The sequence below is a fragment of the Spirosoma fluminis genome (assembly GCF_054778895.1).
In genome coordinates this window covers 856843-882873 of the sequence record NZ_BAAGZD010000041.1, presented here as the reverse complement: position 1 = coordinate 882873, position 26031 = coordinate 856843, and the positions used below count along the sequence as shown (strand labels likewise).

The 26031-nt window shown below is 51.8% G+C and carries 21 protein-coding genes; 9 read left to right on the top strand and 12 right to left on the bottom strand.

Features of this window, described 5'->3' with window-relative positions:
* Positions 1–27: 27 nt before the first annotated feature.
* The 4 genes from araA to ACYVBJ_RS25565 form a co-directional block, all read right to left on the bottom strand.
* The gene (araA, locus tag ACYVBJ_RS25580; RefSeq protein WP_460985129.1) at positions 28–1533 is read right to left on the bottom strand and encodes an L-arabinose isomerase; all 1506 of its coding nucleotides are present in this window, start codon (positions 1531–1533) and stop codon (positions 28–30) included.
* A 104-nt stretch (positions 1534–1637) separates the two neighbouring features.
* A complete protein-coding gene (locus ACYVBJ_RS25575; protein ID WP_460985128.1) occupies positions 1638–3314 on the bottom strand; it encodes a ribulokinase in 1677 nt (558 codons plus the stop codon).
* Between the two features lie 489 nt (positions 3315–3803).
* Positions 3804–4727, bottom strand: a complete 924-nt coding sequence (locus ACYVBJ_RS25570) for a tryptophan-rich sensory protein (protein WP_460985127.1) — start codon at positions 4725–4727, stop codon at positions 3804–3806.
* Positions 4728–4804: 77 nt separating this feature from the next.
* The gene (locus tag ACYVBJ_RS25565; protein ID WP_460985126.1) at positions 4805–5836 is read right to left on the bottom strand and encodes an SDR family NAD(P)-dependent oxidoreductase; all 1032 of its coding nucleotides are present in this window, start codon (positions 5834–5836) and stop codon (positions 4805–4807) included.
* A 162-nt stretch (positions 5837–5998) separates the two neighbouring features.
* Between ACYVBJ_RS25565 and ACYVBJ_RS25560 the strand changes: the two genes are divergently transcribed.
* On the top strand, positions 5999–6544 hold the full coding sequence (locus tag ACYVBJ_RS25560) for a DUF4136 domain-containing protein (RefSeq protein ID WP_460985125.1): 546 nt from the start codon (positions 5999–6001) through the stop codon (positions 6542–6544).
* Positions 6545–6633: 89 nt separating this feature from the next.
* Here ACYVBJ_RS25560 and ACYVBJ_RS25555 read toward each other — a convergent pair whose 3' ends face one another.
* From ACYVBJ_RS25555 to pheS, 5 genes are all read right to left on the bottom strand, one after another.
* Entirely contained in the window at positions 6634–7689 is a 1056-nt protein-coding gene (locus tag ACYVBJ_RS25555) for an SDR family NAD(P)-dependent oxidoreductase (RefSeq protein ID WP_460985124.1), read from the bottom strand.
* A gap of 71 nt (positions 7690–7760) precedes the next feature.
* Positions 7761–9119: a DUF937 domain-containing protein gene (locus tag ACYVBJ_RS25550; protein WP_460985123.1), complete on the bottom strand. Its 1359-nt coding sequence runs from the start codon at positions 9117–9119 to the stop codon at positions 7761–7763.
* Positions 9120–9272: 153 nt separating this feature from the next.
* Positions 9273–9461 (bottom strand): exodeoxyribonuclease VII small subunit, encoded by a 189-nt coding sequence (gene xseB, locus ACYVBJ_RS25545; RefSeq protein ID WP_460985122.1) that lies wholly within the window; start codon positions 9459–9461, stop codon positions 9273–9275.
* 99 nt (positions 9462–9560) lie between these two features.
* A complete protein-coding gene (locus ACYVBJ_RS25540; RefSeq protein ID WP_460985121.1) occupies positions 9561–10772 on the bottom strand; it encodes an exodeoxyribonuclease VII large subunit in 1212 nt (403 codons plus the stop codon).
* A gap of 85 nt (positions 10773–10857) precedes the next feature.
* Complete coding sequence (gene pheS, locus ACYVBJ_RS25535) at positions 10858–11928, bottom strand: phenylalanine--tRNA ligase subunit alpha (protein ID WP_460985120.1); 1071 nt, start codon at positions 11926–11928, stop codon at positions 10858–10860.
* Between the two features lie 365 nt (positions 11929–12293).
* Between pheS and ACYVBJ_RS25530 the strand changes: the two genes are divergently transcribed.
* Complete coding sequence (locus tag ACYVBJ_RS25530) at positions 12294–12725, top strand: LytR/AlgR family response regulator transcription factor (RefSeq protein ID WP_460975031.1); 432 nt, start codon at positions 12294–12296, stop codon at positions 12723–12725.
* A 249-nt stretch (positions 12726–12974) separates the two neighbouring features.
* Positions 12975–13394: a LytR/AlgR family response regulator transcription factor gene (locus ACYVBJ_RS25525; protein WP_460985119.1), complete on the top strand. Its 420-nt coding sequence runs from the start codon at positions 12975–12977 to the stop codon at positions 13392–13394.
* Positions 13395–13698: 304 nt separating this feature from the next.
* Here ACYVBJ_RS25525 and ACYVBJ_RS25520 read toward each other — a convergent pair whose 3' ends face one another.
* Complete coding sequence (locus ACYVBJ_RS25520) at positions 13699–14373, bottom strand: porin family protein (RefSeq protein ID WP_460985118.1); 675 nt, start codon at positions 14371–14373, stop codon at positions 13699–13701.
* Positions 14374–14616: 243 nt separating this feature from the next.
* Here ACYVBJ_RS25520 and radA point away from each other — a divergent pair, with 243 nt between their 5' ends.
* Positions 14617–16002 (top strand): DNA repair protein RadA, encoded by a 1386-nt coding sequence (gene radA, locus ACYVBJ_RS25515; protein WP_460985117.1) that lies wholly within the window; start codon positions 14617–14619, stop codon positions 16000–16002.
* A 46-nt stretch (positions 16003–16048) separates the two neighbouring features.
* On the opposite strand, the gene ACYVBJ_RS25510 is transcribed toward radA, so the two are convergent.
* On the bottom strand, positions 16049–16552 hold the full coding sequence (locus tag ACYVBJ_RS25510; RefSeq protein ID WP_460985116.1) for a DinB family protein: 504 nt from the start codon (positions 16550–16552) through the stop codon (positions 16049–16051).
* Between the two features lie 120 nt (positions 16553–16672).
* Here ACYVBJ_RS25510 and ACYVBJ_RS25505 point away from each other — a divergent pair, with 120 nt between their 5' ends.
* Positions 16673–17551 carry an alpha/beta fold hydrolase gene (locus tag ACYVBJ_RS25505; RefSeq protein ID WP_460985115.1) on the top strand — a complete coding sequence of 293 codons (879 nt, stop codon included), beginning with the start codon at positions 16673–16675 and terminating at the stop codon, positions 17549–17551.
* Between the two features lie 54 nt (positions 17552–17605).
* Here the strand turns inward: ACYVBJ_RS25505 and ACYVBJ_RS25500 are convergent, their stop codons facing one another.
* The gene (locus ACYVBJ_RS25500) at positions 17606–18478 is read right to left on the bottom strand and encodes an AraC family transcriptional regulator (RefSeq protein ID WP_460985114.1); all 873 of its coding nucleotides are present in this window, start codon (positions 18476–18478) and stop codon (positions 17606–17608) included.
* 136 nt (positions 18479–18614) lie between these two features.
* Here ACYVBJ_RS25500 and ACYVBJ_RS25495 point away from each other — a divergent pair, with 136 nt between their 5' ends.
* The 4 genes from ACYVBJ_RS25495 (at position 18615) to ACYVBJ_RS25480 (ending at position 25959) form a co-directional block, all read left to right on the top strand.
* Positions 18615–19529 (top strand): sugar phosphate isomerase/epimerase family protein, encoded by a 915-nt coding sequence (locus tag ACYVBJ_RS25495; protein ID WP_460985113.1) that lies wholly within the window; start codon positions 18615–18617, stop codon positions 19527–19529.
* A 51-nt stretch (positions 19530–19580) separates the two neighbouring features.
* Positions 19581–20699, top strand: a complete 1119-nt coding sequence (locus ACYVBJ_RS25490; protein WP_460985112.1) for a Gfo/Idh/MocA family protein — start codon at positions 19581–19583, stop codon at positions 20697–20699.
* A gap of 195 nt (positions 20700–20894) precedes the next feature.
* Entirely contained in the window at positions 20895–22121 is a 1227-nt protein-coding gene (locus ACYVBJ_RS25485) for a TlpA family protein disulfide reductase (RefSeq protein WP_460985111.1), read from the top strand.
* A 49-nt stretch (positions 22122–22170) separates the two neighbouring features.
* Positions 22171–25959 carry a PVC-type heme-binding CxxCH protein gene (locus tag ACYVBJ_RS25480; protein ID WP_460985110.1) on the top strand — a complete coding sequence of 1263 codons (3789 nt, stop codon included), beginning with the start codon at positions 22171–22173 and terminating at the stop codon, positions 25957–25959.
* Positions 25960–26031 lie beyond the last annotated feature (72 nt).

Genomic DNA, 26031 nt, shown 5'->3' with positions numbered 1-26031 from the left:
TCATTCACCCTTTCACTCTTTCGCTCATTATCTGTAGGCGGCTTCGCTCCAGCGGAGTTCGTTTTTGAGTTGACGCAGGTTAGTGTTTTTGTCAATTACCACCAGCTCCACGCTGAAGATGTCGGCAAAGTCTTCGATGTGGTTCGTCGTCAGATTCTGGCTGAATACCGTATGGTGAGCGCCACCGGCCAGAATCCAGGCTGCGCAGCCGGTAGCCATATCGGGCATCGGTTTCCATAAGGCACGGGCTACCGGCAGTTTAGGCAGCGCTTCCGTTACGTCAACGGCTTCAACTTCGTTGACCAGCAAGCGGAACCGATTGCCCATATCAATCAGCGATACGTTGATAGCCGGACCTGCCGGAGCGTTGAACACCAGCCGAACCGGATCGGCCTTTCCGCCGATACCCAGCGGGTGGATTTCGCAGGAAGGTTTGTCGGCGGCAATCGAAGGGCAAATTTCAAGCATGTGCGAGCCTAACACCATTGGGTTTGTCGGGTTAAAGTGGTACGTGTAATCTTCCATAAAGGAGTTACCACCTTTCAGGCCAGCGGCCATCACCTTCATCGTGCGGACCATAGCCGCCGTTTTCCAGTCGCCTTCGCCACCAAAGCCGTAGCCGTCGGCCATCAACCGCTGCGACGCAATGCCCGGCAGTTGCGCCATACCGTGCAGGTCCTCGAACGTATCGGTATACGCGCCGAAATTGCCGTCCTGCAGAAAAGCCCGCAAACCGAGTTCAATCTTAGCGGCTTCACGTAGCGAGCTGTGTTGATCGCCCCCTTTTTGCAACGGAGCCATCAGCGTATACGTATCGGCATATTCGGTCACGAGTCGATCGATGTCCGCGTTGGCAACTTGATTGATAACCGCTACCAGGTCACCGATGCCGTACGTATTGACTGACATCCCGAAGGTGATTTCGGCGGTTACTTTATCGCCTTCCGTTACGGCCACCTGGCGCATATTATCGCCAAAGCGGGCCACTTTCAGCGTTTTCAGCTCATGAGCGGCTACCGCCACCCGCGACCACGAACCAATCTGTTCCAGCACATCGGCCTGCTGCCAGTGACCAACGACCACTTTGCGGTTCAGGCCCGGCCTGGACTGGTGCATCCGCGACATGATGAAGCCAAACTCGCGGTCGCCGTGGGCCGACTGATTCAGGTTCATGAAATCCATGTCAATTTCGCCCCAGGGAATATCGCGGTTAAACTGCGTGTGCAGGTGCAGCAAGGGCTTTTTCAGGATGCTCAGCCCCCGAATCCACATCTTGGCGGGCGAGAAGGTGTGCATCCAGGTTACGATACCCACGCAGGTGGACGTTACATTGGCATCCTGGCAGAGATTATAAATTTCGTCCGGCGTTTTTACGACGGGTTTAAACACCACCCGCACCGGAATTTGAGAAGCGTTGTTCAGAAATTCGGCGATGAGGGTTGAGTGTTCGCCTACCTGCCGGAGTGTTTCTTCGCCGTAAAGGTGCTGGCTGCCGGTAACAAACCAGATTTCAACTTGTTTAAGATCGAGCATTTCGCTGGTGAAAGACTGACGTGCAGTGGTTGTATTTAGAAAGAAATTGAGTCGTGATGATGAGGTGTACACGTAGCCCGACACCTCATCATCACGGCAAAGAATTATAGTGTCGGAACTGAACTTGCGGCCAGAACCGGCTTCTGCGTGCTTTGCTCAATGAATTCGCCCAGCTTCTGGTACTTCTGATACAGCTTTTGGTAGACCGCTGCTACGTCGGGACGGGGTTCGTAGCTGGCGTCAAAACCTGATCCCATCGATTTCTGGGCGGCCGCCATCGTTGGGTGCACACCCGCTGCTACGGCCGCACACATGGCCGCGCCAAGCGCACAGGCCTGATCAGAACTGGCAATCTTGATGGGCATATTAAGCACATCCGCTAGTGTTTGCATGACGAAGGGCGATTTCTTGGCTACCCCACCAATCGCAATGACCTGACGAATGGGAACGCCTTCGGTCAGAAACCGGTCGACAATGGCTTTCGAGCCATAAGCTGTAGCTTCTGCCAACGCTTTGAAAATCCGGGCGGTATCGCTACCCAGGTTTAGTCCTGAAATGGCTCCTTTGAGGGTGTGGTTGGCATCGGGCGTCCGGCGACCGTTGAACCAGTCGAGCGCAACGGGATCGTTTTCGGTAACAGGCAAGTCAGCCGCTCTGGCCGATAGATGTGGAATCAGGTTCCTGGAAAGCTCATCAGCGGCTTCAGTGCCCAGGAGGTCACGAACGGGGGCGACAATCACGCGCTGGAACCAGGCATATACATCGCCAAATGCCGACTGGCCCGCTTCCATACCCAGCATGCCCGGAATAATGGAGCCGTCCACTTGTCCACAGATGCCCCGGATTAGCAGGTGACCGATTTCTTCGTTGGGGGCCACGAGCATATCGCAGGTTGAGGTGCCCATTACCCGGACAAAGGTGTAAGGCGTCACTTCGGCGCCGATGGCTCCCATGTGTGCATCAAACGCGCCGACGCCGATGGTTACGTTGGTCGATAAACCAAGCTTTTCGGCCCATTCCGGTGAAAGCGTGCCCATCGACTCATCAGATGTAAACGTATCACGGAATAACTGGTCACGAAGGCCAGCCAGCAGCGGGTCGAGCGTAATGAGGAACGTTTCAGAAGGGAGACCTTCAAATTCTTCGTGCCACATGGCTTTGTGACCAGCCGCGCACCGTGAACGTTTGAGCGTGCGTGGGTTTGTATTACCCGTGAGAACAGCCGAAATCCAGTCGCAGTGCTCAATCCAGGAGAACGCGTTTTCGCGAACGGCTGAGTCTACACGTAGCGTGCGGAGAATTTTAGCCCAGAACCACTCCGACGAATAGATACCGCCGACGTACTTCGTGTAATCTACGTCCCAACGGTGCGCCAGGGTGTTGATCTCTTCCGCTTCGGCGTTGGCGGTATGGTCTTTCCACAGGATGAACATACCGTTCGGATTCTCGGCAAATTCAGGCAATAAGGCCAGGGGAGTTCCTGTTTCGTCAACAGCGACGGGCGTCGATCCGGTTGTGTCGATAGAAATGCCGACAACCTGCTGGCGAATGTCATGGGATGCATTCACCAGCGCCCCTTTGATTGATTGTTCTAAACCTTCGAGGTAATCAAGCGGGTGCTGGCGAAACTGCGAACTAGTCGGGTCGCAGTAAAGCCCTTGTTTCCAGCGTGAGTACTCATGGACATGGGTGCCCAGCGTTTCACCCGTCCGGGCGTTTACCAGCAGGGCTCTGACGGAATCAGTGCCGTAATCAACGCCAATAACGTATTGACTTTTCATAGTAATGAGCTCTCCGAATGGTTAAGGAAAGAGATGCCTCCTGAAGCTACGCAGCTTTAATTGTTCTTATAAGGTTGAAAAGCAAGCCGTCTACCATAAATCCGCCCAGGACCAGCCCTTGCTATTCTGAACGCGATGCCAGCAGGCTTAGGGTATTGGGAATCTTGATAAGTGTCTTTCTGACACAATATTACTTAGTTTGGTATTTATTCGATAAATAATAGCTATAAATTTTTAGCGACTGAATGGGGACGCATCGCAACGAAGCAGCGAACTTGTTTATGATTAAGGGAAAGCCATAAGAGTGAAACTCCGAGTATGTCTTGCCGGTGGAATGATAGAAAGTATTCGAAACCACACTCCCCAACAGCATCAGCGCAGCAAAACCGGATCAGGTCGACGAAGCAGATTTACAACCTGCGTAACATGAAAAATCCGGTCTTTTCCACAATTGAAAAGACCGGATTTGCAGAATGAGTGGACATGTTGTTAATCGATCTCGACCATCCGCTCGCGAGCGATCTCTGCCTGATGCGGCTCCTCCGTTTCGATGGGAGAGGCCATGACTTCAGCTTCGGTGTCAACTACAGAGCGTTCATAATCGCGAAATTTGCCTTTGGGGAGCCAGTACGCCAGCAGACCGGCGTAGGTTGCTGCCAGACCAGCGGCTGTCCAGCCAACCAGCGGCATCCGGTTCCATTGGCGAGTGGCGATACCGCCGAACCCCGCAACGAACGGCAGCATATACCACGGATCATTTAACCGGCGGGCTACCAGATAGCCAACTCCGGCGGTCGCCTTAAGAATGGCGACAGACAAAAGAGTATCCCGTTGCTTATCGCGCTTCCACCAGCCTAATGTCAGTAAAGTATCGGGTGTGCCAACCACGGTAGCGGCCGTTAACCAACCGGCGTATAAACTAACCGGAATTCGCAGGTACTTTTCGGGAGCAGGAACGTCCGTCTTGCCAATCTCCAGGCTTTGGTGCAAACCAATGGCAACCGGCAGATTGAGTTTCGTTGTGATGTCGGAAATAACTACACTTTGCGAATCATTCTGCGAGAAAAACCGGCCGAAAATCGCGTTCAGTGTCCAACTGGCCCACCACCAGGGCAGAGCGCGCTGATAACGCGGATTATCCTTTTGCGAGGACAAGGTCTGATGCACCACCAGCGCCCCCAATCCGGAATACACTGTTGACCATACCGCGCCGAACGCCCATCCTGCCGGAATGATCATATTCTTGTCGAACACTTTCTGGTATTCAACCGGCACATCGTACTCAGGCTCCGACTCGGCGTGTTTCTGCTGCTGACCCTGCCGACGCGATTGTTTGCTCGACAGGCTTGTATAGATAATACTGCCAACGGCGAATGCTGCGGTAGCAATACGCCAGAATGATGAGTTTTTCATACCTGAACTGTGAATTAGCCCGCAGACCGGCTACCGCACGCAACCGATCTGCGGGGGTAAAGACGATTGAAACTGGGTTATGCTAACGCTTCTTCTACCTTCGATTTCGCGTCATGATACGTACCATTCAGCGAGTCGGTCACGGCGGCTATCGCGTTCTTGGCGGAACGGCCCGCTGACTTCGCTTTGTAGCGATAGCGAGCCCGGTCGTAGGCATTGGTGTTGTTATACGCAATAATCAGGGCGGCTACACCAGCCGCTATGCCAGCCGCCACGCCGATACCCCAGGCCAGGTTCGACGACTGTTCCACTTCACTCTTGCGTGTATTCTTATGCCGCATCATCGCACCCGTCATTTCGGGAGGAGCTACGTAGCCCATCACTTCATACATCTTGTTTTTGATGCCGCCCGGTATCACTTTAGACTCGCCTTTCATCAGGGCTTTGTAACCATCCCGAGCCACCATTACCGGATCCTGCAACTCATCCGTTACCACAGTATCTGCTGCGCCCGCTTTGTTGAAGAAATCGGTGTCGGTTGCGTTGGGCATCAGCGCGGTCATCGTTACGTTCGTGCCTTTAAGCTCGTTGTTCATCGACAGCGTGAACGAATATACATACGCCTTAGTCGCGGCATACACAGCCTGCAGCGGGAACGGCACAACGGCCACCAGCGAAGACAGATTCAGCACACGGCCTTCGTTACGTTGGACCATGTCTTTCAGGAACAGCTTCGTTAAGTGGGTCAGCGAGATTACGTTGAGGTGAATAAGTTCACTCTCTTTCTCCCAGTCGGTCTCCGTGGCGAACATGCCATACGTACTAAGACCCGCATCGTTAACCAGGTAATTAACCGTAATACCCTGGCGTTTTACTTCGTCGTAAACCTCCTGCGCTGAGTTTTCCTGCGAAAGGTCTTTGCCGATTACCGTGATCTGCTGCGTGCCATAATTGCTTTTGAATACATCCGCTAACCGATTCAGGGTATCGTCGCTGCGGGCAACCAATACCAGGTTGTAGCCATCCTGGGCAAAAAGCTTAGCGAGTTCCTGGCCGATACCACTTGAGGCACCGGTAATCAGGGCGGTTTTTCCGGTTTCTGTGTTCATAACAATTGAGTTTTTTGAATTCTATACCGTTTAGTCAACTCGCATAATCGGAAGTTGTTTTCAATAAGCGTGGTTGGCTGGGCTGTTACTTAACTAACTCATGTAGCTCATTTTAAGACAAAACAGCGTTTTACCAGTTGAGTAACCACTAGCTAGAACGTTATGAAAACACTTGCAATAAGTCTGTCTATATGCATGGCAGTAGCCTTTGGCTGCTCGCCCTACCGGATTGTTCAGAACCAGTCTGACAACACCGCTACCTGGTCTGCCTACCGCACGTTTGCCTTTGTGGATACGAACCGGATCAGTTCAAACCCCCGCGATACGTATCAGGCCGCTATGGAACAGGTGAAGCAGGCGGTGGCGGCTGAAATGGCCAAACGTGGCTATCAGCAGACGAAGGACAATCCCGATCTGCTGGTGAACCTGGGGGCGGTCGTCAAACAGAAAACCCAGACCCGGCCGACGACGATCTATGAGGCACCGCTGTACATTGGTCAACGGCGGTATTCGTGGCGCAGCCAGGACGTGCCCGTGGGTACGTATCAGGAAGGAACGCTGAGTTTACACGTTGTCGATGCGCAACGTAACGCACTTGTGTGGGATGCGGCCGTTTCGAGCGTGCTGAATAAGAAAGGGGTTACCCCGCAGCAGATTGGTGATGCGGTCGGAAAGGTGTTCGAGAAGTTTCCGGCTAAGCCTGTTTAGCTGAAGATCCTTAACGCAAATAGCCCCACTTTCAATGGGGCTATTTGCGTTGAGCAGTTATCTAATTAGCGCCAGCAATTGTGTACGCACTAAACCAACGTTTCTTCAACTTTAGCTTCGCCGTTGTGATAAGCGCCCGCTACAGCGTCGACCACTGAACTTAAGGCACTCTTTGCGGAGTGAGTGGCTTTACCAGCTTTGTAGCGATAGCGAAGCTTATCGTACGTACTGATTGGGCTACTGATTCCACGATTGCGGTACTGCGCTGCGATAACAATACCCGCGATGGTAAGGGCGGCAATGCCAATGCCTAGGGCCAGCGCTGACGGCTTCTCCTCCTCAGCTTCGGTTCGATCTTTCATCTGCGCCCGAGCCGCCTGACTTACCATAGAGTCCGGTAACACGCGGAAGGCAGCCGCCTGCATTTTAGTCGATAAACCCGCGACGACTTTGTCTTTTCCTTTCATCAGGGCATCGTATCCTGCCTTCGCTACGTCGGCCGCAGGCATCGAACGAGCCTGTTCCTGAGCTACCGTATTGCTGGCACCGGCTTTGTTGAAGAAATCGGTATCGGTAGCGGGCGGCATCAGTACCGTGATGTTGACATTGGTGTCCTTGACCTCATTACGTAGCGCTTCCGAGAAGGAATAGATAAACGACTTGGTGGCACCGTATACCGCCATGAGTGGGTTCGGCATGATTGACGCAATCGAGCCCAGCATCAGGATCTTACCTTCGTTCCGTTGCACCATGTCCTTCAAAAAGAGCTTGGTCAAATGAACCAGGGCTGTCAGGTTCACCTGAATTACGTTCAACTCTTTTTGCAGGTCGGTTTCCGTAGCAAATAGGCCATATTCGCCAAAACCGGCATTATTGACCAGAACGTTGACCGTAATATGCTGGCGGGTTACCTCGTCGTATATCTCCTGAGGAGCTTGTGGACTGGATAAGTCTTTTTCAACGACCGTAATGGAGGAGGTGCCAAACTGCTGTCTGAACTGCTCGGCAATACCTTGTAACTTGTCCTCGCTGCGGGCTACCAAGACCAGATTATAGCCATCTTTTGCAAACAGCGTCGCCAGCTCGCGACCGATTCCGCTCGATGCCCCGGTGATCAGGGCCGTTTTGCCTGCTTCTGTTGTCATACTAGTTGAGTGAATTAATTAGGTTGTTTCTCTCTACTCAACTTGTAGGCCTGAAAGTTGTTTCAGGCGGCTTATTTTGCTACCACCTTCACATCAATTTTTCGAAGCGTCGGTTTTGGAATGCCTGACGTATCTCGTTTGCTGACTCCGGTTCCCCGGCCGATGGCATCAATCCGCAGATAATCAATGCCCGATGATACCAACTGCTGCTTGATCTGGTTGACGCGTTTGAACGACAGGCTCTTATTGGTCAGAGGGCCTTGCGCGTCGTTGGCATACCCAATGAGCTGTACCTGGAGTTGCGGATACGTTTTCAACAACGTCGCCAGCTCACCAACCGCCGTCGTAGAGCCGGGAGACATGGACAGCGAGCCCGGCTGGAACGTAACGCCCGTTAACGGGAATGTTCTGCCTTTCGGAAGGGCTGCATTGCCTACGTAAGGCGCTATCAGCTGCGTCAGCCCACCTGTTGCCGCAGTTGTCGCCGATAGACCTGGGGTCGCAACGGGCGTGGTTGCTGCAACAACGGACGTTGATTTCGGGGTTGTTTTTGACACCGGGTCCTTAGGCACTGCCAGCGATCTGGTCACTGTATCCGCCTGCGCGGTGTCGGCCGTAACCGGAGATACATCGCTTACCTCTTCGCTGCCATCGGCGTACTTCTGGGTGTTCTGATAGATGTAATATCCGCCGACAGCCACTGCTAACGCCAGTAAGGCTCCAACGCCCCATTTAGCGAGTGAGCTGTTGTTATCGTCGGCATCATCGTTCAAATCATACTGAACCGGCGGGCGGGTTGGAGCGGTAGCCGACCGGGCGCTGCCGGTTGCTGCAACGGATTCAACGGCGGTACGTCGGGCCGGAGCCGCCATGCCCGCTACGATCTGCTGCAAGCCAACTTTTTCGACCAGTCGGGGCATCAGTTCATCCGGCACAACGGCCACGAATGCTTCGCGTTCGGAGAAGAGCGACGACGCAAGGCCATCGGCATCAATCTTTTGCTCTCTGGCCCGTTTTCCTAATACGTGTAAAACAACGGTTGTAATTAAGCCCAGCAGCGAAATAGCTGACGAATTCCGGATGCCTGCGTAGCCCGAGATCATACTGCCGATCGAGCTTTTCATGGCAGGCAGCAAATGGCTGATTACCTCATTTCCCTGCGTGATAAGCGTATTCGTGTGGGCCGGGTCCCGGAGGATGGCCGGTAGATTGTCCAGCAAAGCTCCGTCGTAACGGCCCTTCTGAATGTGATTGTATAGTTGATTTACCCCGATTTCAGTGGTTGTGCGTTTCATTAAACCGCCAACAATTGTGTACACAAGGCCATCGACGGCTTTACTGGTTTTTTCGGCGGGCTCGTCGATATAAGCGGCTATGCGCGTTAGGGCATCCGAGTTAAGTACTTCGTTTAACGTGGCAAACAAATTCATAGAGAGTAGGCTCAATCAGGCGGAAAGTAGGTGCTATTTCTCACATCACAACCGATCAGCGTTCCGGCAAAAGCGGCACTAAGACACCTGGCGATAAAATTAGGTAAGGTTTGGCAAAGGTTGCATAACGCCACAAGATAAAATTATGGAATTTTATCGCTTAGGTAAACGCTCAATCACCTCCTGATACTCAGTTTCAACGGCGCGCAGCCGCTCCTGACAGAAGGTGATCAGGGTTGTTGCCAGCCGAATTTTGTCGGGAAGCTCATCGAGCGAAACCTCCTCATTTTCAATGTCGTAAACTAACGTACTTAGCTGATCGTAGGCTTCCTGATAAGTCATTCTCTTTAAAATATTGAGTTGCCCAGTTATAGAATTATAAAATTGTAGCTGGCCTAATCGTAAGATATACTATGAATGCAACTCTACAACCGTGCAACCTTACAACTTTATAACTCTCGTGTTAATGGTGCCGTCGTGCATTTGTACCTGCAACTCCTGACCGGCATCAACATCGGCGGTTTGGGTCAGAATCCGCCCGTTACGCAGCAGTAGCGCATATCCCCGGCGTAACACATTGGCGGGGTCGAGGTGACGTAACGTCACGGCTTTTTCGGTTAAGTCGGTGTGGCGCTCACGGAAGTAATTGTACGTCACAAATCGTAAGCGCTCGGTCTCTGAATCCAACTCCTCGCGGGCTGTCTGCAGCGCTTCACGGGCGGCAAAGGTCAGGCGGTCACGCAGCTGAAAAAGGCCTTCTTCAAACAGCCGGTTATGCTCAATCAGGAAGGCCGCTGCCTTCGTGGGTGTCTTTACGCTTTCGTGACACAACAGGTCCGTAATACTTACGTTCCGTTCGTGGCCAATGCCGGCCAGGATAGGAATACGGAACCCAGCCACGGTTTTTCCCATCAGATACGTATCAAACGAGCCAAAATCGAGTTGCGAACCGCCCCCCCGCACAATCACAACGGCATCGTAGGGTTTGTTGCCCGCTTGAATACGCGCTAACTGGCCGCAAATGGCCTGGTCGGCTCCCTGCCCCTGAATCTGGGTAAAAAACTCGTCGATGACGTAGTCATAGCCAAACGAATTGGTCGTCAGTTCATGCCGGAAATCCCGCCAGCCGTCGGAGTTCGGCGCGGTTATAAGCGCGATTCGTTGTAAAATGGCGGGGCGGGGCAGGAGTTGATTCGCAGTAATGTACTGACCGGCTTCCTGCCAGATCAGATCGGGATGATCATTGAGCAGCGCGTCCAGTACGGCCTGACGTTCGCGTTCAATATTGCCCAGCGTATATGAAGAGTCGATCTGAAGAATCTCTAACCGCAGGCCATATACGGGACTGAAGCCGACCGCTACTTTCAGCAGCAACTGAATATTGCGGGCAAAGGCTACGCCAGTGGCTTTTTCAAACTCGCGGATAATAGTGTAGTTCCGTCGCCAGATGCATGCTTCCAGTTTCGCCAGGGTTTCGTTACGTCCCGTCGGTCCATCTCCGCGCTCCACCAGGGTCAGAAAACAGTATCCTCGATCGGGGTAGTTTTTTATATCACTCGTTTCGGCAACGACCCAAACCGCTTTGCGCCCAAAAGCTTCGTCGACAACGGCTTCGAGCGTAAACGCTAAATCAGACAGGCGGATGGGAGACATAGATAAAGAGTGAACGCGCGAAAGAGTAAACAAATCAGCTACCAGAGGTACGCTCTTTCACTCATTCACTCTTTCGCTCATTAATTTATAGTCCTTCAAACTGTCGGAGGAACCGGACATCGTTTTCGGTATATAGACGAAGGTCGTTTACTACGTACTTGAGCTGCGTGATGCGCTCAACGCCCATCCCAAAGGCAAAGCCGGTGAATTCTTCGGGGTCGATTCCGCAGTTGGCAATAACCTGCGGGTCAACCATGCCCGAACCGGCGATTTCAACCCAGCCCGAATGTTTACAGATGTTGCAGCCTTTACCACCGCAAATCTGACACGAAATATCAATCTCGGCGCTTGGCTCCGTGAACGGGAAATAGGAGGGGCGGAAACGAATCTGCGTTCCGGGCTCAAACATCTCTTTCACAAAGTGATATAGCGTATCTTTCAGATCTTTGAAGCCTACATTCCGGTCAATATAAATGCCTTCGACCTGGTGGAACATGCAGTGGGCGCGGGCCGAAATCGTTTCGTTGCGGTAAACCCGACCCGGCATAATCGACCGAATCGGCCGGAAGCTCGTCGGCGCACCGTCCGTATCAGGTTTCTGCCGCTCCATGAGCCGGATTTGCACGTTCGAGGTGTGCGTACGTAACAAAATATCGTCTGGATAGCCATCGCTTTTCTTTTCCACGAAAAACGTATCCTGCATGTCGCGGGCGGGGTGGTTGTCGGGGAAGTTCAGCGCACCGAAATTATACCAGTCCGATTCGATCTCCGGGCCGTCAGCGACGTTGAAGCCAATCCGCTCGAAAATCTGGATAATCCGCTGGCGAACCAGAGTCAGGGGATGCTGCGTACCCGTCAGGTTAGGAATGGTAGGCAGCGTCAGATCAACCGGCGGGGTGTTGCTGGCCGATGTCTGCTGCTCCTCAATCTGTTGGGTAAATGATTCGAACCGGTCCTGAGCCAGATTTTTCAGGCCGTTCAACTCCTGACCTACGGCCCGTCGGTCGGCCTGAGGCACGCTTTTCAGCCCTTCAAATAATTCAGTAATAACGCCTTTGCGGCTGATGAAGCGTAAGCGAAATTGCTCTAGCTGCTCTGGCGACCTGACGTCATACTGCTCAATTTCCTGATATATGGTTTTAACCTTTTCCAGCATACATTCCGGCTTTTTTAGTGCCCTTGCTTACAAAGGTACGTAAAAGCCGGAATAGCATAGAACCGCGGATTGGGAATCCCGTAGGTTGGGGTCTTTATTACACACTATGAGGGTTAGCGTCGACATACGGTATAAAACCGACGAATATCTAGATGTTGAGTAAGTGGTGAAGTGGCTTTGATGGTTAAGGAGTTAGGTATTTTCTGCAAACAATATGATTGAACTGTGTTATGTAGGTCTGATTCTTGCGAATAGGTTTGGGCAGTGGGTGTCAACAAACAACGGATTCTGTCAGTAAGTAACGGACCTAAGTTTCTGAATGTCAGCCTCGAACTACTAGTTTTTAATCATCACTCAAAACGACTATGAAAGCATTTGCTAACGACTCAATCTTTGATCCTATGTCTATGCCGTTCCACAAAAGTGTGGAAAAAATTGCCGACTCTTCCTGTTTGCAAAAGCTCCTCATCCCGTTTTACGATCGTAAGCGTACCGTATCCGTTGATGAAATTGTACGCTTGGAAGGGTCAGGTAATTACACAAACTTCTTTTTGAAAGATGGTACGAAGATGCTCGTATCACGCACGCTGAAGGAATACGAAACGCTGCTCGATGGACAGGCGTTTGTTCGTGTTCACAAATCCTGCATTGTTAACCTTGGCTTTGTGCGGAAATTCTTTGTGAAGAAAGAAGGAGAACTGGAATTGATCGATGGACAGCAGGTGAAAATTTCACGTCGTCGGGCGCAAATGTTTATGGAGCGCATCCGGGAATTCCAACCGGTGGCTTTGAGCTAATAAAGCCTTAGGATTAATCCGCAGATAGGCTCTGAAGGTACGTACGCCACCTCAGTACGTAGTTTTACGTAATAGACTGGGTACATTCACTCAAAAGATATACTTTAAATCAGATTAAAAGCCTGATTGACAGTTGGTTGACTTTGTGAGTCGACGATTGCCAACCAGGCTTTCTTTTTTAAGGCGGCCCGAGTAGAATAGTTTTGTTTTGTCATAAGAGACGCACACTAAACCAATTCTATCTCGAAAATGGAAGCTAATCTTTTCGCCCCGGCTCAGCCAACGCCTATCGCCCCTCAGTTTCCCGCTTCGTATCAACGTGGTTCGCAACGGATCGCGCTCCCTTATCTGAACCGGACCATCTTTATTTCAGTAGATGATGTGTTGTTTCTACAGGGGGAAGGAAACTATACATTTTTGTATACCCGTGACCGTAAGCGGTATCTGGTATCGAAAACACTCAAAGAATTTGAAAAATCGCTGGACGGATCGATGTTTCTACGTATCCATAAATCGTACATCGTCAACCTAGGCTACGTTCAGTACAGCGTGTTTACCAAAGAACGGCAGGTTCGCCTGGCCGACGGTCGGGAGGTTGCCATATCACGCCGTCGGATGAAAGACATTTCGCAACAACTAGCGCTATATTGGCAGCGGTTAGTAAACTAGCGTACTCCTGATAGGTAAAACTACGGATATGGTGAATCCCTGATAGCTACGTTAGCGTAAATAGAATTTTAAGTTGGTTTTGCTTTTAGTCGGTTGGCCTGGTGCCAGATGCTGATTGCTGCGGCTACAGCCAATCTTTTTAGACGCATATTTAGTGGGTTAATTGAACGGACAACCGTTGCTGCAAACTCCTCTGGGGGCGGATGGCAACGGTTTGTTTTAGTCAGTCTATTCCTCAACTTCAGATACAAAAAAGCAGCCCACGTTTTCGTAGGCTGCTTTTTGCGTGCCTGGTTTAGTTTCGCTAGAACAGACGGTAGGCCAGCGTAACCTGCCAGGATTTGAAGCGCTGGTTAAACTGCCCGTTTGGATCATTGATCTGTGCAACGTCGGAGAGGTTGCCTTCGTAGCGGACATCGAGTCCGAACGAGCCCAAATCCAGTCCACCCCCTACCTGATACCCGTAATACGCTTGCGACCAGGCGTCGTTCAGCGTACCGCTGGTATACTGGCGTATGGCTTCCCCTAACTTCTGATTATCACCAACCCGGAGCGATATGACCGGACCGGCCATCACCCGAATCGGACCGCCTTTGATACCCAATAAAATCGGTATATCGAAACTGGTCGTTTTAACCGTAACGGTTTGACTTTGTCCGTTACGTATCACTTCAAATGAACCGGCCCGGGTTGAGTACAATACTTCAGGTTGCAGAAACAGGTTTTTGCCAAAGCGCGTGTAGATGCCGAAGGACGTACCGGTTCGGCTGTCGAAGCTGTCGCTGATGCTGTTGCGGAACGTCTGCCCATCGACGTTTACATTTGGCGAACCATTGGCATTGGTACTCGTCTTTATAAACGGCCCCAGGCTGAGCCGGGATAGGTTAACCCCTCCCTTAATACCAATTTGAAAGCCGCCCTGGGCGAATGTGAGTGCGGGCAATAACGTGAGCAGCGTGAAAAGCAGGTTTTTTTTCATGGTTGTATAGACTATGTGATTGGTTAAACGCTTAGTCGTCAGATCCGGTATTGGAGGTCAACTTATTTCGAGGAAACGGCGTTATTTATACGTAACGATTACCCCCAAAAATCAGCTTGCTGCAGCAGGTTTAGTCTGTTTCCTCTGGCTTAACTTATTCTTTGAGTGCCTAAACCTCGCCGGGTTTAATGACCGGGCTGCATTTAACAGAAACCAGCATATATCCCAACCAGACTCGTGTCAATGGCCAAGTTAAAAACTACCTTTTTTTGTCAGAATTGCGGCCAGCAAACGGCTAAATGGATGGGCCGTTGCCCAACCTGCGGAGAGTGGAATACAATTGTTGAAGAGGTTGTTCAGAAAGACGAACCCGAAAAAGGCGGCTGGCGGAGCCCCTCGTCAGGACCGGGTAGTCTGAAAGTAGCGGCTAAGCCCAAGGCTCTTCACGCCATTAATTACGAAGAACAACCGCGCATCCATACGACCGATGGCGAGTTGAACCGGGTACTGGGCGGAGGTATTGTCGCCGGTTCGCTGGTACTTATCGGCGGTGAGCCCGGTATCGGCAAATCGACGTTATTGCTACAGATTGCGCTGAGCCTGTCGGGCATGCGGGTGCTATACGTATCGGGCGAGGAAAGTGAGCAGCAGATTAAGATGCGCGCTGAACGACTCGACGCACCCACCAGCGATTGCCACATCATGACCGAAACGTCAACCCAGAATATCTTTCGGGTCGTGGAGCATTTTGAGCCGGAAATCCTGATCATCGACTCGGTGCAGACCATGCAATCATCGCTGGTCGAGTCGGGAGCAGGGAGCGTATCGCAGGTGCGGGAGTGTACCGCCGAATTTATGAAATACGCCAAAGAGAGCGGAGTGCCGGTGTTTATGATTGGCCACATCACCAAAGAGGGCTCCCTGGCCGGGCCTAAAGTACTCGAACACATGGTGGACACCGTGCTGACGTTTGAAGGTGACCGGCACACTACGTACCGGATTCTGCGCACCACCAAGAACCGGTTCGGCAGCACCGACGAACTGGGCATCTACGAAATGCTTGGTAGCGGGCTGCGGCAGGTAACAAACCCATCCGAAATCCTGATCTCCCAACGCGACGAAGCCTTGAGTGGCGTAACGATCGGCTCGATGCTGGAAGGTAACCGCCCGCTGATGATTGAAGCGCAGGCTCTGGTTAGCGTGGCCACCTACGGCACGCCACAACGTAGCAGTACGGGTTTTGATGCCAAACGGCTGAACATGCTGCTGGCTGTTCTCGAAAAGCGGGGCGGTTTCCGACTGGGGCAGCAGGACGTATTTCTGAATATTGCCGGCGGCTTACGTGTCGAAGACCCGGCCATCGACCTGGCGGTCTGCGCGGCTGTGGTATCGAGCTACGAAGACATTGCCATTCCGCCGTCGGTTGCGTTCGCGGCCGAAGTCGGCCTGGGTGGCGAAGTACGGGCCGTGAGCCGGATTGAATCACGTATTGCCGAAGCCGAAAAGTTGGGGTTTAAACAAATGTTTATCTCTAAATACAATATGAAAGGGCTGGACACTAAAGGCTTCAGAATCAACATCAAACCCGTATCGCGGTTAGATGAGGTATTTCAGGGCGTATTGATGTAAATTTTCTCGATTCCGGGTTCAGCAGACTACCAACATTCGCTATTTTTCAGGATAGTGGGAGCATATACCAGCCCATAGGTTGCTCGCTGCTTCGGAGCGCACCACCTAGTTTCAGGATCGTGAACAGATGGTGCGCTTCGTGAAGCAGGAAAAATTCAGTCCAGCCTTCAATCGTCATCGGCCCATAAACCGGATGCAGGCCAACCCGCGTGATCTGCTCTTCGTGCAAAACGCTGAGGAAGGCGTTTAACGTAGCGCGTTCACCCCGCATTCGCTCGATCAACTCATCAAACGAGAGTCGCGCCCAATCGGTAAAGCCGGGGTCATCGTCGGCTACGTAGCGCGAGAAAGCAGGCGTTTCGCCCGTGGTGATGTGCTGCATCCGATCCAGAAAAATCTCCTGATACCGGCCCAGGTGGGCTATGTGGTCAAGTATTGACCAGTGGTCGGGTTGGGGGCGTTGGCGTATCTGCTCATCGGTAAGTCCGTACAGTAAGTGATCAAGCGCATCGGGCTGGCTGGAAAGCCGGGCTAACAAAGATGGTTTCATGATGGAGTACTAGTGAATTACTGAGTAAAAGCCCAAAACGGCCAATTTGTTACGAACCATTCTGCGTAACTCTAGTTGACATAATGGTTATTTAACAAGTATCTAAAATTTACTTACGTTATGAGTTACATCAAAGCCGGCGTGGACGCCCAGGGCAACGACGTCAATTTATTTTACCAGGATTGGGGAACCGGCAGCCCTGTAGTGCTGATACACGGCTGGCCGTTGAGCCATGAAATGTGGGATTACCAGATGAACGAGCTGCCAGAACACGGTATTCGTGTCATCGCTTACGACCGGCGAGGGTTTGGTAAATCGTCGAAACCCTGGAATGGTTATGATTACGATACATTGGCTGATGATTTAAAAGCGGTGCTCGATGAGCTGAACCTACAGAATGTTACGCTGGTTGGGTTTTCGATGGGTGGCGGTGAAGTGGCCCGCTACATGAGCCGTCATGGTGGGGAACGGGTGTCGCGAGTTGCGTTTGTGAGCGCTGTAACACCGTATCTACTTAAAACTGACGATAATCCGGACGGTGTTGATCAGGACGTATTCGATGATATACTGACCAATTTGAAAAAGGACCGCGCTGACTTTCTGCAAACCTTTAGTAAGCAGTTTTACGGTGTAAGCCTGGTGAGTCATCCTGTAAGTCAGGCACATTTAGACGGTGACTTCATACGTGCCTACCTGGCGTCGCCTAGAGCAACCATCGAATGCGGAAAGGCATTTGCAATGACGGATTTTCGGAACGATCTAACACAGATCAACGTGCCGGCGCTGGTCATTCACGGCGATAGTGATAAGACCGTACCAATCGAATCATCGGGCGAACGAACCGCTGAAGCCTTACCGAATGCGCATTATATCGTGTACAGCGGGGCACCCCACGGGTTGTTCTACACCGAACGGGATCGGCTGAATCAAGACCTGCTGGCCTTTGTGCAGGAAGGTGCAACAGCCTATCCGTCAGCAAGTACGTCCACGGGTTATTAATCAGGTTCTGTTCATAAAACAGCCCGACTTCTGCGCAGAAGTCGGGCTGTTTTGTTATAACTCTCGATACGTTCTTACGTAAGTTGACGGCGTCTGCCCCGTGATTTCCTTGAACTGCCGATTGAAGTTAGATAACGTCCGAAAGCCACTCTCAAAGCTGATCTGCGTGATGTTCAGCTTGCCATCAATGAGGAGTTTACAGGCGTGCCCAATACGTACCTCCGACACAAACTCCGAAAATGTTTTGTTGGCGCGGGCTTTGAAATACCGGCAGAACGCGGGGGGCGTCATACCCGCCAGATCGGCAACCGTATCCAGACTAAGGTCGCCGGGAAAGTGACTCAGTACGTAGTCATGTACTTGCTGCATACGGTCCGTTTCGGCAGGTTTAACCGTATTTATGTACCCTGGGCTGGTCAGAAATCGGTAGTCGGTCGCGTGTGAAAGCTCATCGAGCAGGTTGAGCAAACAAAGCACTCGCCCGAATCCAACCGGCAACTGGCCTAATTCCCGCAGATACTCTTCGGCCCGACTGCGCGTTGGCCCCGTCCATTCCAACCCCTTTCGGGCATGGTTCAGTAACTGCCGGAGCGGTACCATTTCATGCTTATCGAAAAAGCTGCTGCCTAAAAAATCTTCGGAAAAATAAACAACGATTCCCCGGGTCGCTAACCCCGACGGTTTATTGAAATACGATTTATCACTTCGCCATAAATGCGGTAAATTGGGACCTAAAAACACTAAGTCGCCCGGTCCGAAGGGCCTGATCGAATCGCCGATAAACCGCGTGCCGGTACCTTCCTCTACCAGAAACAACTGGTAGTGGGGATGGAAGTGCCAGTTAGGGTCAAAATGGGGCTCAATCAACCCGCGTACGGTAAATGAAGCACCAACGGGTTCAAGATCTTTACGTAGCGCCTGCTTCATCTGAAATTCTTTATTTTAACACATAAAACCAAGTTAGTGCTCCAAGTAAGATAATATAAAGTCAATACTAGCCAAAAAAGGCTGAGAATACCACTATTTTGTTGAATACTTTTGTGTAATTATTTTCCGAACAGATATGAATAAGCTGGGAATGAACCTGTTCGTCTGGACAACAACGATGGATGAAGATCTGTCCAGAACGTTTTTATTTTTGAAGGAGCAGGGGTTTGACTTTGTTGAACTGCCCATCAATGAGTCGGGTGAGAATCCCGATTTTTTGGCGAAGTGGCAGCGCATCGGTCAGCAGCTCGGCGAGCTGGGGTTAGGCGTTCAGGCCTGCACGATTTGCGGACCGGAGTACTGCCTGATTAACCCCAATGAAACGGTTCGTCAGGCGGGGATTACGTATCTCAAGCGCGTTATCGACTGCACGGCTGCGGCCGGAGGAACCATTCTGATGGGCCCCCTGTATGCCGGGTTTAAAACCTTTACGGGGCAGCCTGCCACTGAGCAGGAATGGGCACGGTCGGTGGCCGCTATGCGCGAAGTCGCCGAACACGCGCAGGAACGTAACGTGACCCTCGCGGTCGAGTATTTAAACCGCTTCGAAACGTATCTGCTGACGTGTACCGACGATCTGGTGCGCTACGTAGAAGCGGTCGATCATCCCAACTGCAGGGCCGCTTTCGATACGTTCCACGCCAATATCGAAGAGAAATCAATGGCTGGTGCCCTGCGTAAGCTGGCGCCTTACCTGGCCCATGTTCAGATTTCCGAAAATGACCGCTCCACACCAGGACAGGGGCAGATAAACTTCGATCTGGTCTTTGATGCCTTGCAGGAGATTGGCTACGAAGGGCCTGTCGCTATAGAAGCGTTCGGTGTAAATCCGCCCGCAATTGCACAGGCCGCGCACATCTTCCGCCCCATGTTCGACTCGCCCGAGCAGTTAGCTGCCGATGGGTTAACCTTTTTAAAGAACGAAGTCATGAGTCGGACCGTCGCCGAAGCGGAGCGAAAGGCAGCCGCCGATGTTGAAACGCTTATTTAATCGCCTGGACTTCGTGTTTCGCTTTATCATTATTTCTCTCACTCACCCTTTATGAAACTGAACATTGCTATTGTCGGCCTCGGGTTCGGGGCCGAATTCATCCCCATCTACCAGCGGCATCCGCACACCAACATGTACGCGATTTGCCAACGTAACGTCGAAAAACTTAACCAGATTGGCGATGCCTTTGGTATCGAAAAACGGTATAGCAACTACGACGAGCTCCTGGCCGATCCGGCGGTTGATGCTGTTCACATCAATTCGCCCATTCCCAACCACGCTGAGCAAAGCCTGAAAGCGTTACGTGCCGGTAAGCACGTCGCCTGCACCGTTCCGATGGCCACGACAGTCGAGGAGTGCATGGAGATCGTGAAAGCGTGCAAGGAGTCGGGTAAAAAATACATGATGATGGAGACGGTGGTATATAGCCGCGAGTTTCTGTTCGTTAAAGAATTGTACGAAAAAGGCGAACTGGGTAAGGTGCAGTTCCTGAAAGCCAGCCACCAGCAGGACATGGATGGATGGCCGGATTATTGGCCTGGTCTGCCCCCGATGCACTACGCAACGCACTGCGTCGGGCCAGTGGCCGGTTTGCTGAAGCTTGAAGCCGATTACGTCTCCTGCTTTGGGTCCGGAACAATCCGCGAAGAGTTAGCGAAGATCCATAACTCACCTTTTGCGGTTGAGTCGGCGCACATTAAGTTCAAAAATAGTGATTTGTCGGCTTACGTCTATCGGTCTTTGTTCGACGTAGCGCGGCAATATCGCGAGAGCTTCGAGGTATATGGCGACAAGAAGTCGTTTGAGTGGCAGCTGATCGAAGATGAACAGCCCGTTATCCATACGGCGAAGAAACCCGAGCCGGAAATTCCGGAAAAAGTAACCGTGCCGGATTACGCACGTCTGCTTCCTGACTCCATCCAGCGGTTTACGACCAAAGGCGTTTATGATGCCGACGAGCAACAGCACCTGTCGTTTACGCAGGGGGGAGGACATGGTGGGTCGCATCCGCACATGGTGCATGAGTTTGTTTCGGCCATTATTGAGGATCGCGAACCGTTCCCCAATGCCGCCCAGTCGGCCAACTGGACGAGCGTAGGGATTCTGGCGCATGAATCGGCTCTGCAAGGCGGTCAGATCATGAAGCTGCCCAATTTTTCGGAAGCGTAACCAAGAAGAATAGACGGGTAATGCAGTAAGGTTCAGGATATGAAAGATATACGAACATCGGTTAGTCTGGGCCTTACGCTGTTATGCGTAACATTTGCCGCATACGGTCAGTCGATTTCACCTGCGTCTTATTTTAACCAGTTTCAGCATTGTATTAATACCAGGAATATAGACTCTGCTTTTTACAATGCGCAAATGCTTGCTTCTCAGCGGGCCGATATGGTTAATTTTCTGATGCATGACAGTTTTGCCCAAAGTTTTATACCTGGTGCTTCATCGCGCGTTGATACGGTTTTCTACGAGCAGTTGTTGACCAAACTGACCGCGGGTAATCTGCCCTTACAACGATCAATCTATCCGCTTCAAAGGTGGGTCGAAGCAAGGAAAGCCCTGGTCGATTCGGCGAAAATTCGTCGGCTCGTCTCTGGTTTTTTAGTGGCTCAGGCCAGGTCGGAAGAAGAACAGGGAAATCGAATCGATCGGTATGCTTTATTGATTTACCAGTTGATTAAGTCGAAATTGATGTACGCGGCCTTAGCCGACACGCTGTTTGAACACACTCGGCAACGCCTGGAGCATGCGGTTAATGGTCAGTATTATCAATTTGCTGAGGACCGGGAACGGCGTCTTTCGCGAGCTTACTTTCGGTACCTGATGGCTAGTGCCAACTTCATGAAAGCCCAGGAAGCGTTGGCGGCTAATAATACGGCACTTGCCGAGCGCTTGTTGAAAGCCGCTTCGGAGTTTAGTCCGGACGAAAACGATCGGTTAGCCAAACCCGCCTACTTCTACGAATCATTCTTTCTTTTTGGGAGTCCGGATAAAGAAGAGTTTCACAAGCCTTATGTCGATTTTCTGCTGAACAAAGGAAATACAGTGGCGGCTGTTCAAGTCTTGACCGAACTGACGTTAGCTGATCCAGGATATATCAATCTGCTTAAGACGTATTACGCTAAAGCACCAGTATCCGATCAGCCGTTCCATGTGTATTGGACGAAGATGCTTAATGCAAAACTGAAAGCGGCTGAACCATTCAAACTCGTTGACCTGGACGGCAAAACGTTTGATTACGGACAGCACAAGGGCAAATGGGTGCTGATTGACTTCTGGGGAACCTGGTGTAAACCCTGCGTTGAGGAATTTCCCCGCTTTCAAAAATTCTATAATGAACTCGTCAAAGCGAATCGCCAGGATCTTGTTGTGTTGACTGCTGCCTGTCACGATACGGAAACACGAGTACGGGAATTTATCCAAAAGCAGGCATATACCTTCCCGGTCGCGATGGTCAATGAGGCTTTTATCAAGCAGTTTCGCGTGAGCGAGTACCCGACTAAAGTGCTCATCACACCCCAGGGAAATCGAATGAAGATTGCCTTTGGAGCCAATTGGGCCGAACGGATTCAGATTTACACCGAAAATTAGAAGTTGCAGATACATTATTTGATAACGAATGCTTTAACAATCAAGAGACATGCGATACGGTTATCTCTTTTTCATAAGTGGGTTATTGTTGCTCACGCAATGCGCCCGCCAATCGGCTACCCAGACGAACACTCGTCAGGAGGCCTCCCGGCCACGACGGGTTGAAATCCTGTTTTTAGGTGATCACGGGCATCACAAACCCATCGAGCGGGTACCTCAGTTGATGGCGGCCTTAGGCGATAAGGGCATTAACATTACGTACACCGATAAGCTGGAAGATATTAATCCCGAAAATCTGGCGCAGTATGATGGGCTGCTTATTTACGCCAACTGGGATAGTATTCCTAAGCCGCAGGAAAAGGCTCTGCTGGATTACGTTGCCTCTGGTAAAGGGGTGATCCCCGTGCATTGTGCCTCGTTCTGCTTCCGGAACTCAACCGAATACGTCGATAAAGTTGTGGGGGGACAGTTCTGGCGGCATAAGATGGATACCATCCAGACCCGCTTCACGCAGCCCGACAATGCGATCGTAGCCGGTTTGCCCTCGTTTAAAGCCTATGACGAAACGTATCTGCACAGCCATTTACAGGCTGATAACAACGTACTGGCCGTTCGAGATATCAAAGCCGATCAGGCAACCGATAAGCCGGGTGTAAAGGAAGAACCGTACACCTGGACACGGCAGTATGGTAAAGGACGCGTATTTTATACTGCATATGGCCACGACGAACGTACCTGGAGCCAGACCGGATTTCAGCAGTTGTTGGAGCGTGGCATTTTGTGGGCCGTGGGCGACGACGTCAAAAAACTGCACGATGCCCTGAATCCGCAGCCGTTTGCGTACAATGAGGCAAAACTGCCGAACTACGAAAAACGGTCTGGTCCACAGCTGCAACAGAAGCCGCTCTCGCCCGAAGAGTCGATGAAGCACATTCAGGTTCCGCCCGGCTTCACCCTCGATCTGTTTGCTCAGGAGCCGAACGTCATGCACCCGATTGCTATGTCGTGGGATGAGCGCGGCCGGCTGTTCGTCCTGATTACGAAAGATTACCCGAACGAACGGAAGCCCGAAGGCGGCTCTGACTACATCGTCATTTGCGAGGATACGGACAAAGACGGCAAAGCCGATAAGTTTACCCACTTCGCCGAGGGGCTCAGCATTCCGACCGGGATGGCCTTTGGCAATGGCGGCTTATACGTATCGCAGGCTCCACACATGCTGTTCCTGCAGGATACCAACGGCGACGATAAGGCGGATGTTAAGAAGGTTGTTTTCACCGGATTCGGCACCTTCGATACCCACGCTGGTCCGAGCAACCTCCACTACGGGTTCGACAACTGGATCTGGGGAAGTGTGGGGTACTCTGGTTTCAAAGGAAAGATCGGAGCCGATAGCGTGAAGTTTGGGCAGGGCCTTTTCCGGTTTAAGCCGGATGGCTCAAAACTCGAATACGTAACGTCTACGTCGAACAATACGTGGGGCATGGCCTTCAACGAAACGGGTGATGTATTCGGCAGCACCGCCAACAATTCGCACGGCTGGTACATGGCAATTCCGCATCGTTACTTTAGCGGAGCCCCGCACATTCGGGAAAACGGCAGTCGCAGCACCGACACTCACAAGGATATGAAGCCCATTACGCCCCGCGTTCGGCAGGTGGATGTATTCGGTGGATTCACGGCCGCAGCCGGTCATAATTTCTACACGGCCCGTGCCTTCCCCAAGAAATACTGGAATAAGATTGCCTTCGTATCGGAGCCGACCGGGCACATTGTGCATCAGAACGTTATGCAGAAACAAGGCACTGATTACGAAGATGTCGACGGCTTTAACCTGATGGCTGGGGCAGATGAATGGTTTGCGCCCGTGTTTGCCGAAGTGGGACCAGACGGAGCGGTTTGGGTTGTGGACTGGTATAGCTTCATCATTCAGCATAACCCTACACCTTCCGGGGCAACCAATGGATCGGGCAATGCCTACGAAACTCCGTTACGTGATTTTACGCACGGTCGTATCTATCGGGTTGGTTACAAAAACGCGCCGGCCTATACACCCATGACGCTGAGCAAGGATCGTCCGGCCGAGCTGGTCGCTGCCTTGAAAAATACCAATATGTTCTGGCGGACAACGGCCCAGCGCTTGTTGATCGATCGGGTTAACAAAGACGTAGTGCCGCAGCTGGTAGCCCTGGTCAATGACCAGTCTGTCGATGAAATTGGTATTAACCCAGCGGCTGTTCATGCCTTATGGACGCTGAGCGGATTAGGCGCGTTGGAAAATCCCGACGTAGCGAAAGCGCTGACGAGTGCCCTGAAGCACCCGTGCCCAGGGGTTCGCAAAACGGCTGTTCAGCTCCTGCCACGAACTGCCCAGACTCCGGCTTTAGTGTTGCAGAACGATCTTCTGCACGACAAAGAACCGTTGGTTGTATTGAACAGCTTATTAACGCTGTCGGAGATTCCGCTGACTCCCCAGGTTCAGAATACAATCCTGGCTCGTCTGAACGAAGCTGACAAGCAGAATGACCGGTGGTTGCCCGAAGCCTTTGCCGTTGCCTTAAACAGCAATAAGGGTCAACTTCTGAAAAGCTATCTAAAACAATTAGCCGTTAATGCACCCGCTTCGCCGTCAGCTATGCCATCGGCAAGCGAACCGATGAAGCACCAGCACGGGGCCAGTACGAGTCGGCAGAGCGGACCCAGCGCGCCCGAACAGTCACGCCGGCAACCACTCGACACAAACGCAGCTGACCTGATGATCGCTGCTATTCGTACGACACCTGAGTCGCCGGGCCTGCGGGAACGCGCCCAGATTTTTGTGGATGTGACCAATCAGGGGGGCGTAGCAATACCGGCCGGTACGCCAATTCCGCTTTCGATCCACATTGAGGGTCCGGCGGATGTGACGGACAAGGCGAAGCTAGATTACGTCAGCGTAGCCCATAACACGGGTATCAAACCCGGCGAAACGGTAACGATCAGTAAGGGTAACAATGGGCCCTGGAATACTGATTTCATCACGCAGTTCGAGCGGGCTGGCCAGTATACGATCACGGTTATGATGGACCGGGAGAATAAGATTGCTGAGAGTAACGAGCAGAATAACAACGCTACCCACAAGTTCATGTACCAGGCTCCGCAAAGCATGAGCGCCTACGTGCTCGAACGGGCCATTCGCAGTTATGCCTCGGCGGCACCGGCCGATTCGGTGGTGGCCCTGCTTCGTCAATCGCAGAAACTCGATGTTGCCCAACGGACCGCCATTGTTAAAGGTGTTGCAGAAGGCTGGAATCTGAAAGAAAAAGCGACCATTCGTGATGAAGACAAAACGTTCCTGGCCAGTTTAACGAATACCGTTTCGGCCGATAACCGCGAGCGCCTGACCCGCCTGTACGAAGCCTGGGGTATGGCCAAAGCCGAACCCGCTGATCCGAACGTAGAGGTTGTACGCATGAAGACGGTACGCGAAGAGATGCGCTTCGACAAGAAGACGTTCAACGTAACGGCCGGCAAACAGATTGAGATCGTGCTGGAGAACCCCGACGCCATGCAGCATAACTTAGTGATCGGTAAGCCCAAAAGCATGGAAATCATTGGAGCCGCGGCTGACAAAATGATCACCGCTAAAGACGGTGCTGATAAGAACTATGTGCCCAGCATTTCACAGGTGATTGCTGCTACGCCCCTGGTCAATCCGGATCAGACGTATCGCCTGAAATTTACGGCACCGGCTCAGCCCGGCGATTATCCCTTCGTCTGTACGTTCCCCGGCCATTGGCGCATGATGAACGGCGTTATGAAAGTGACGCCGGTACAGCAGGCAAACGTAAGCAAGTAAGCCGACAGCTGTTGTTAACGGCTTTTCATAAAACAGGCCCCTGAGCGAGTTCGTTCAGGGGCCTGTTTTATG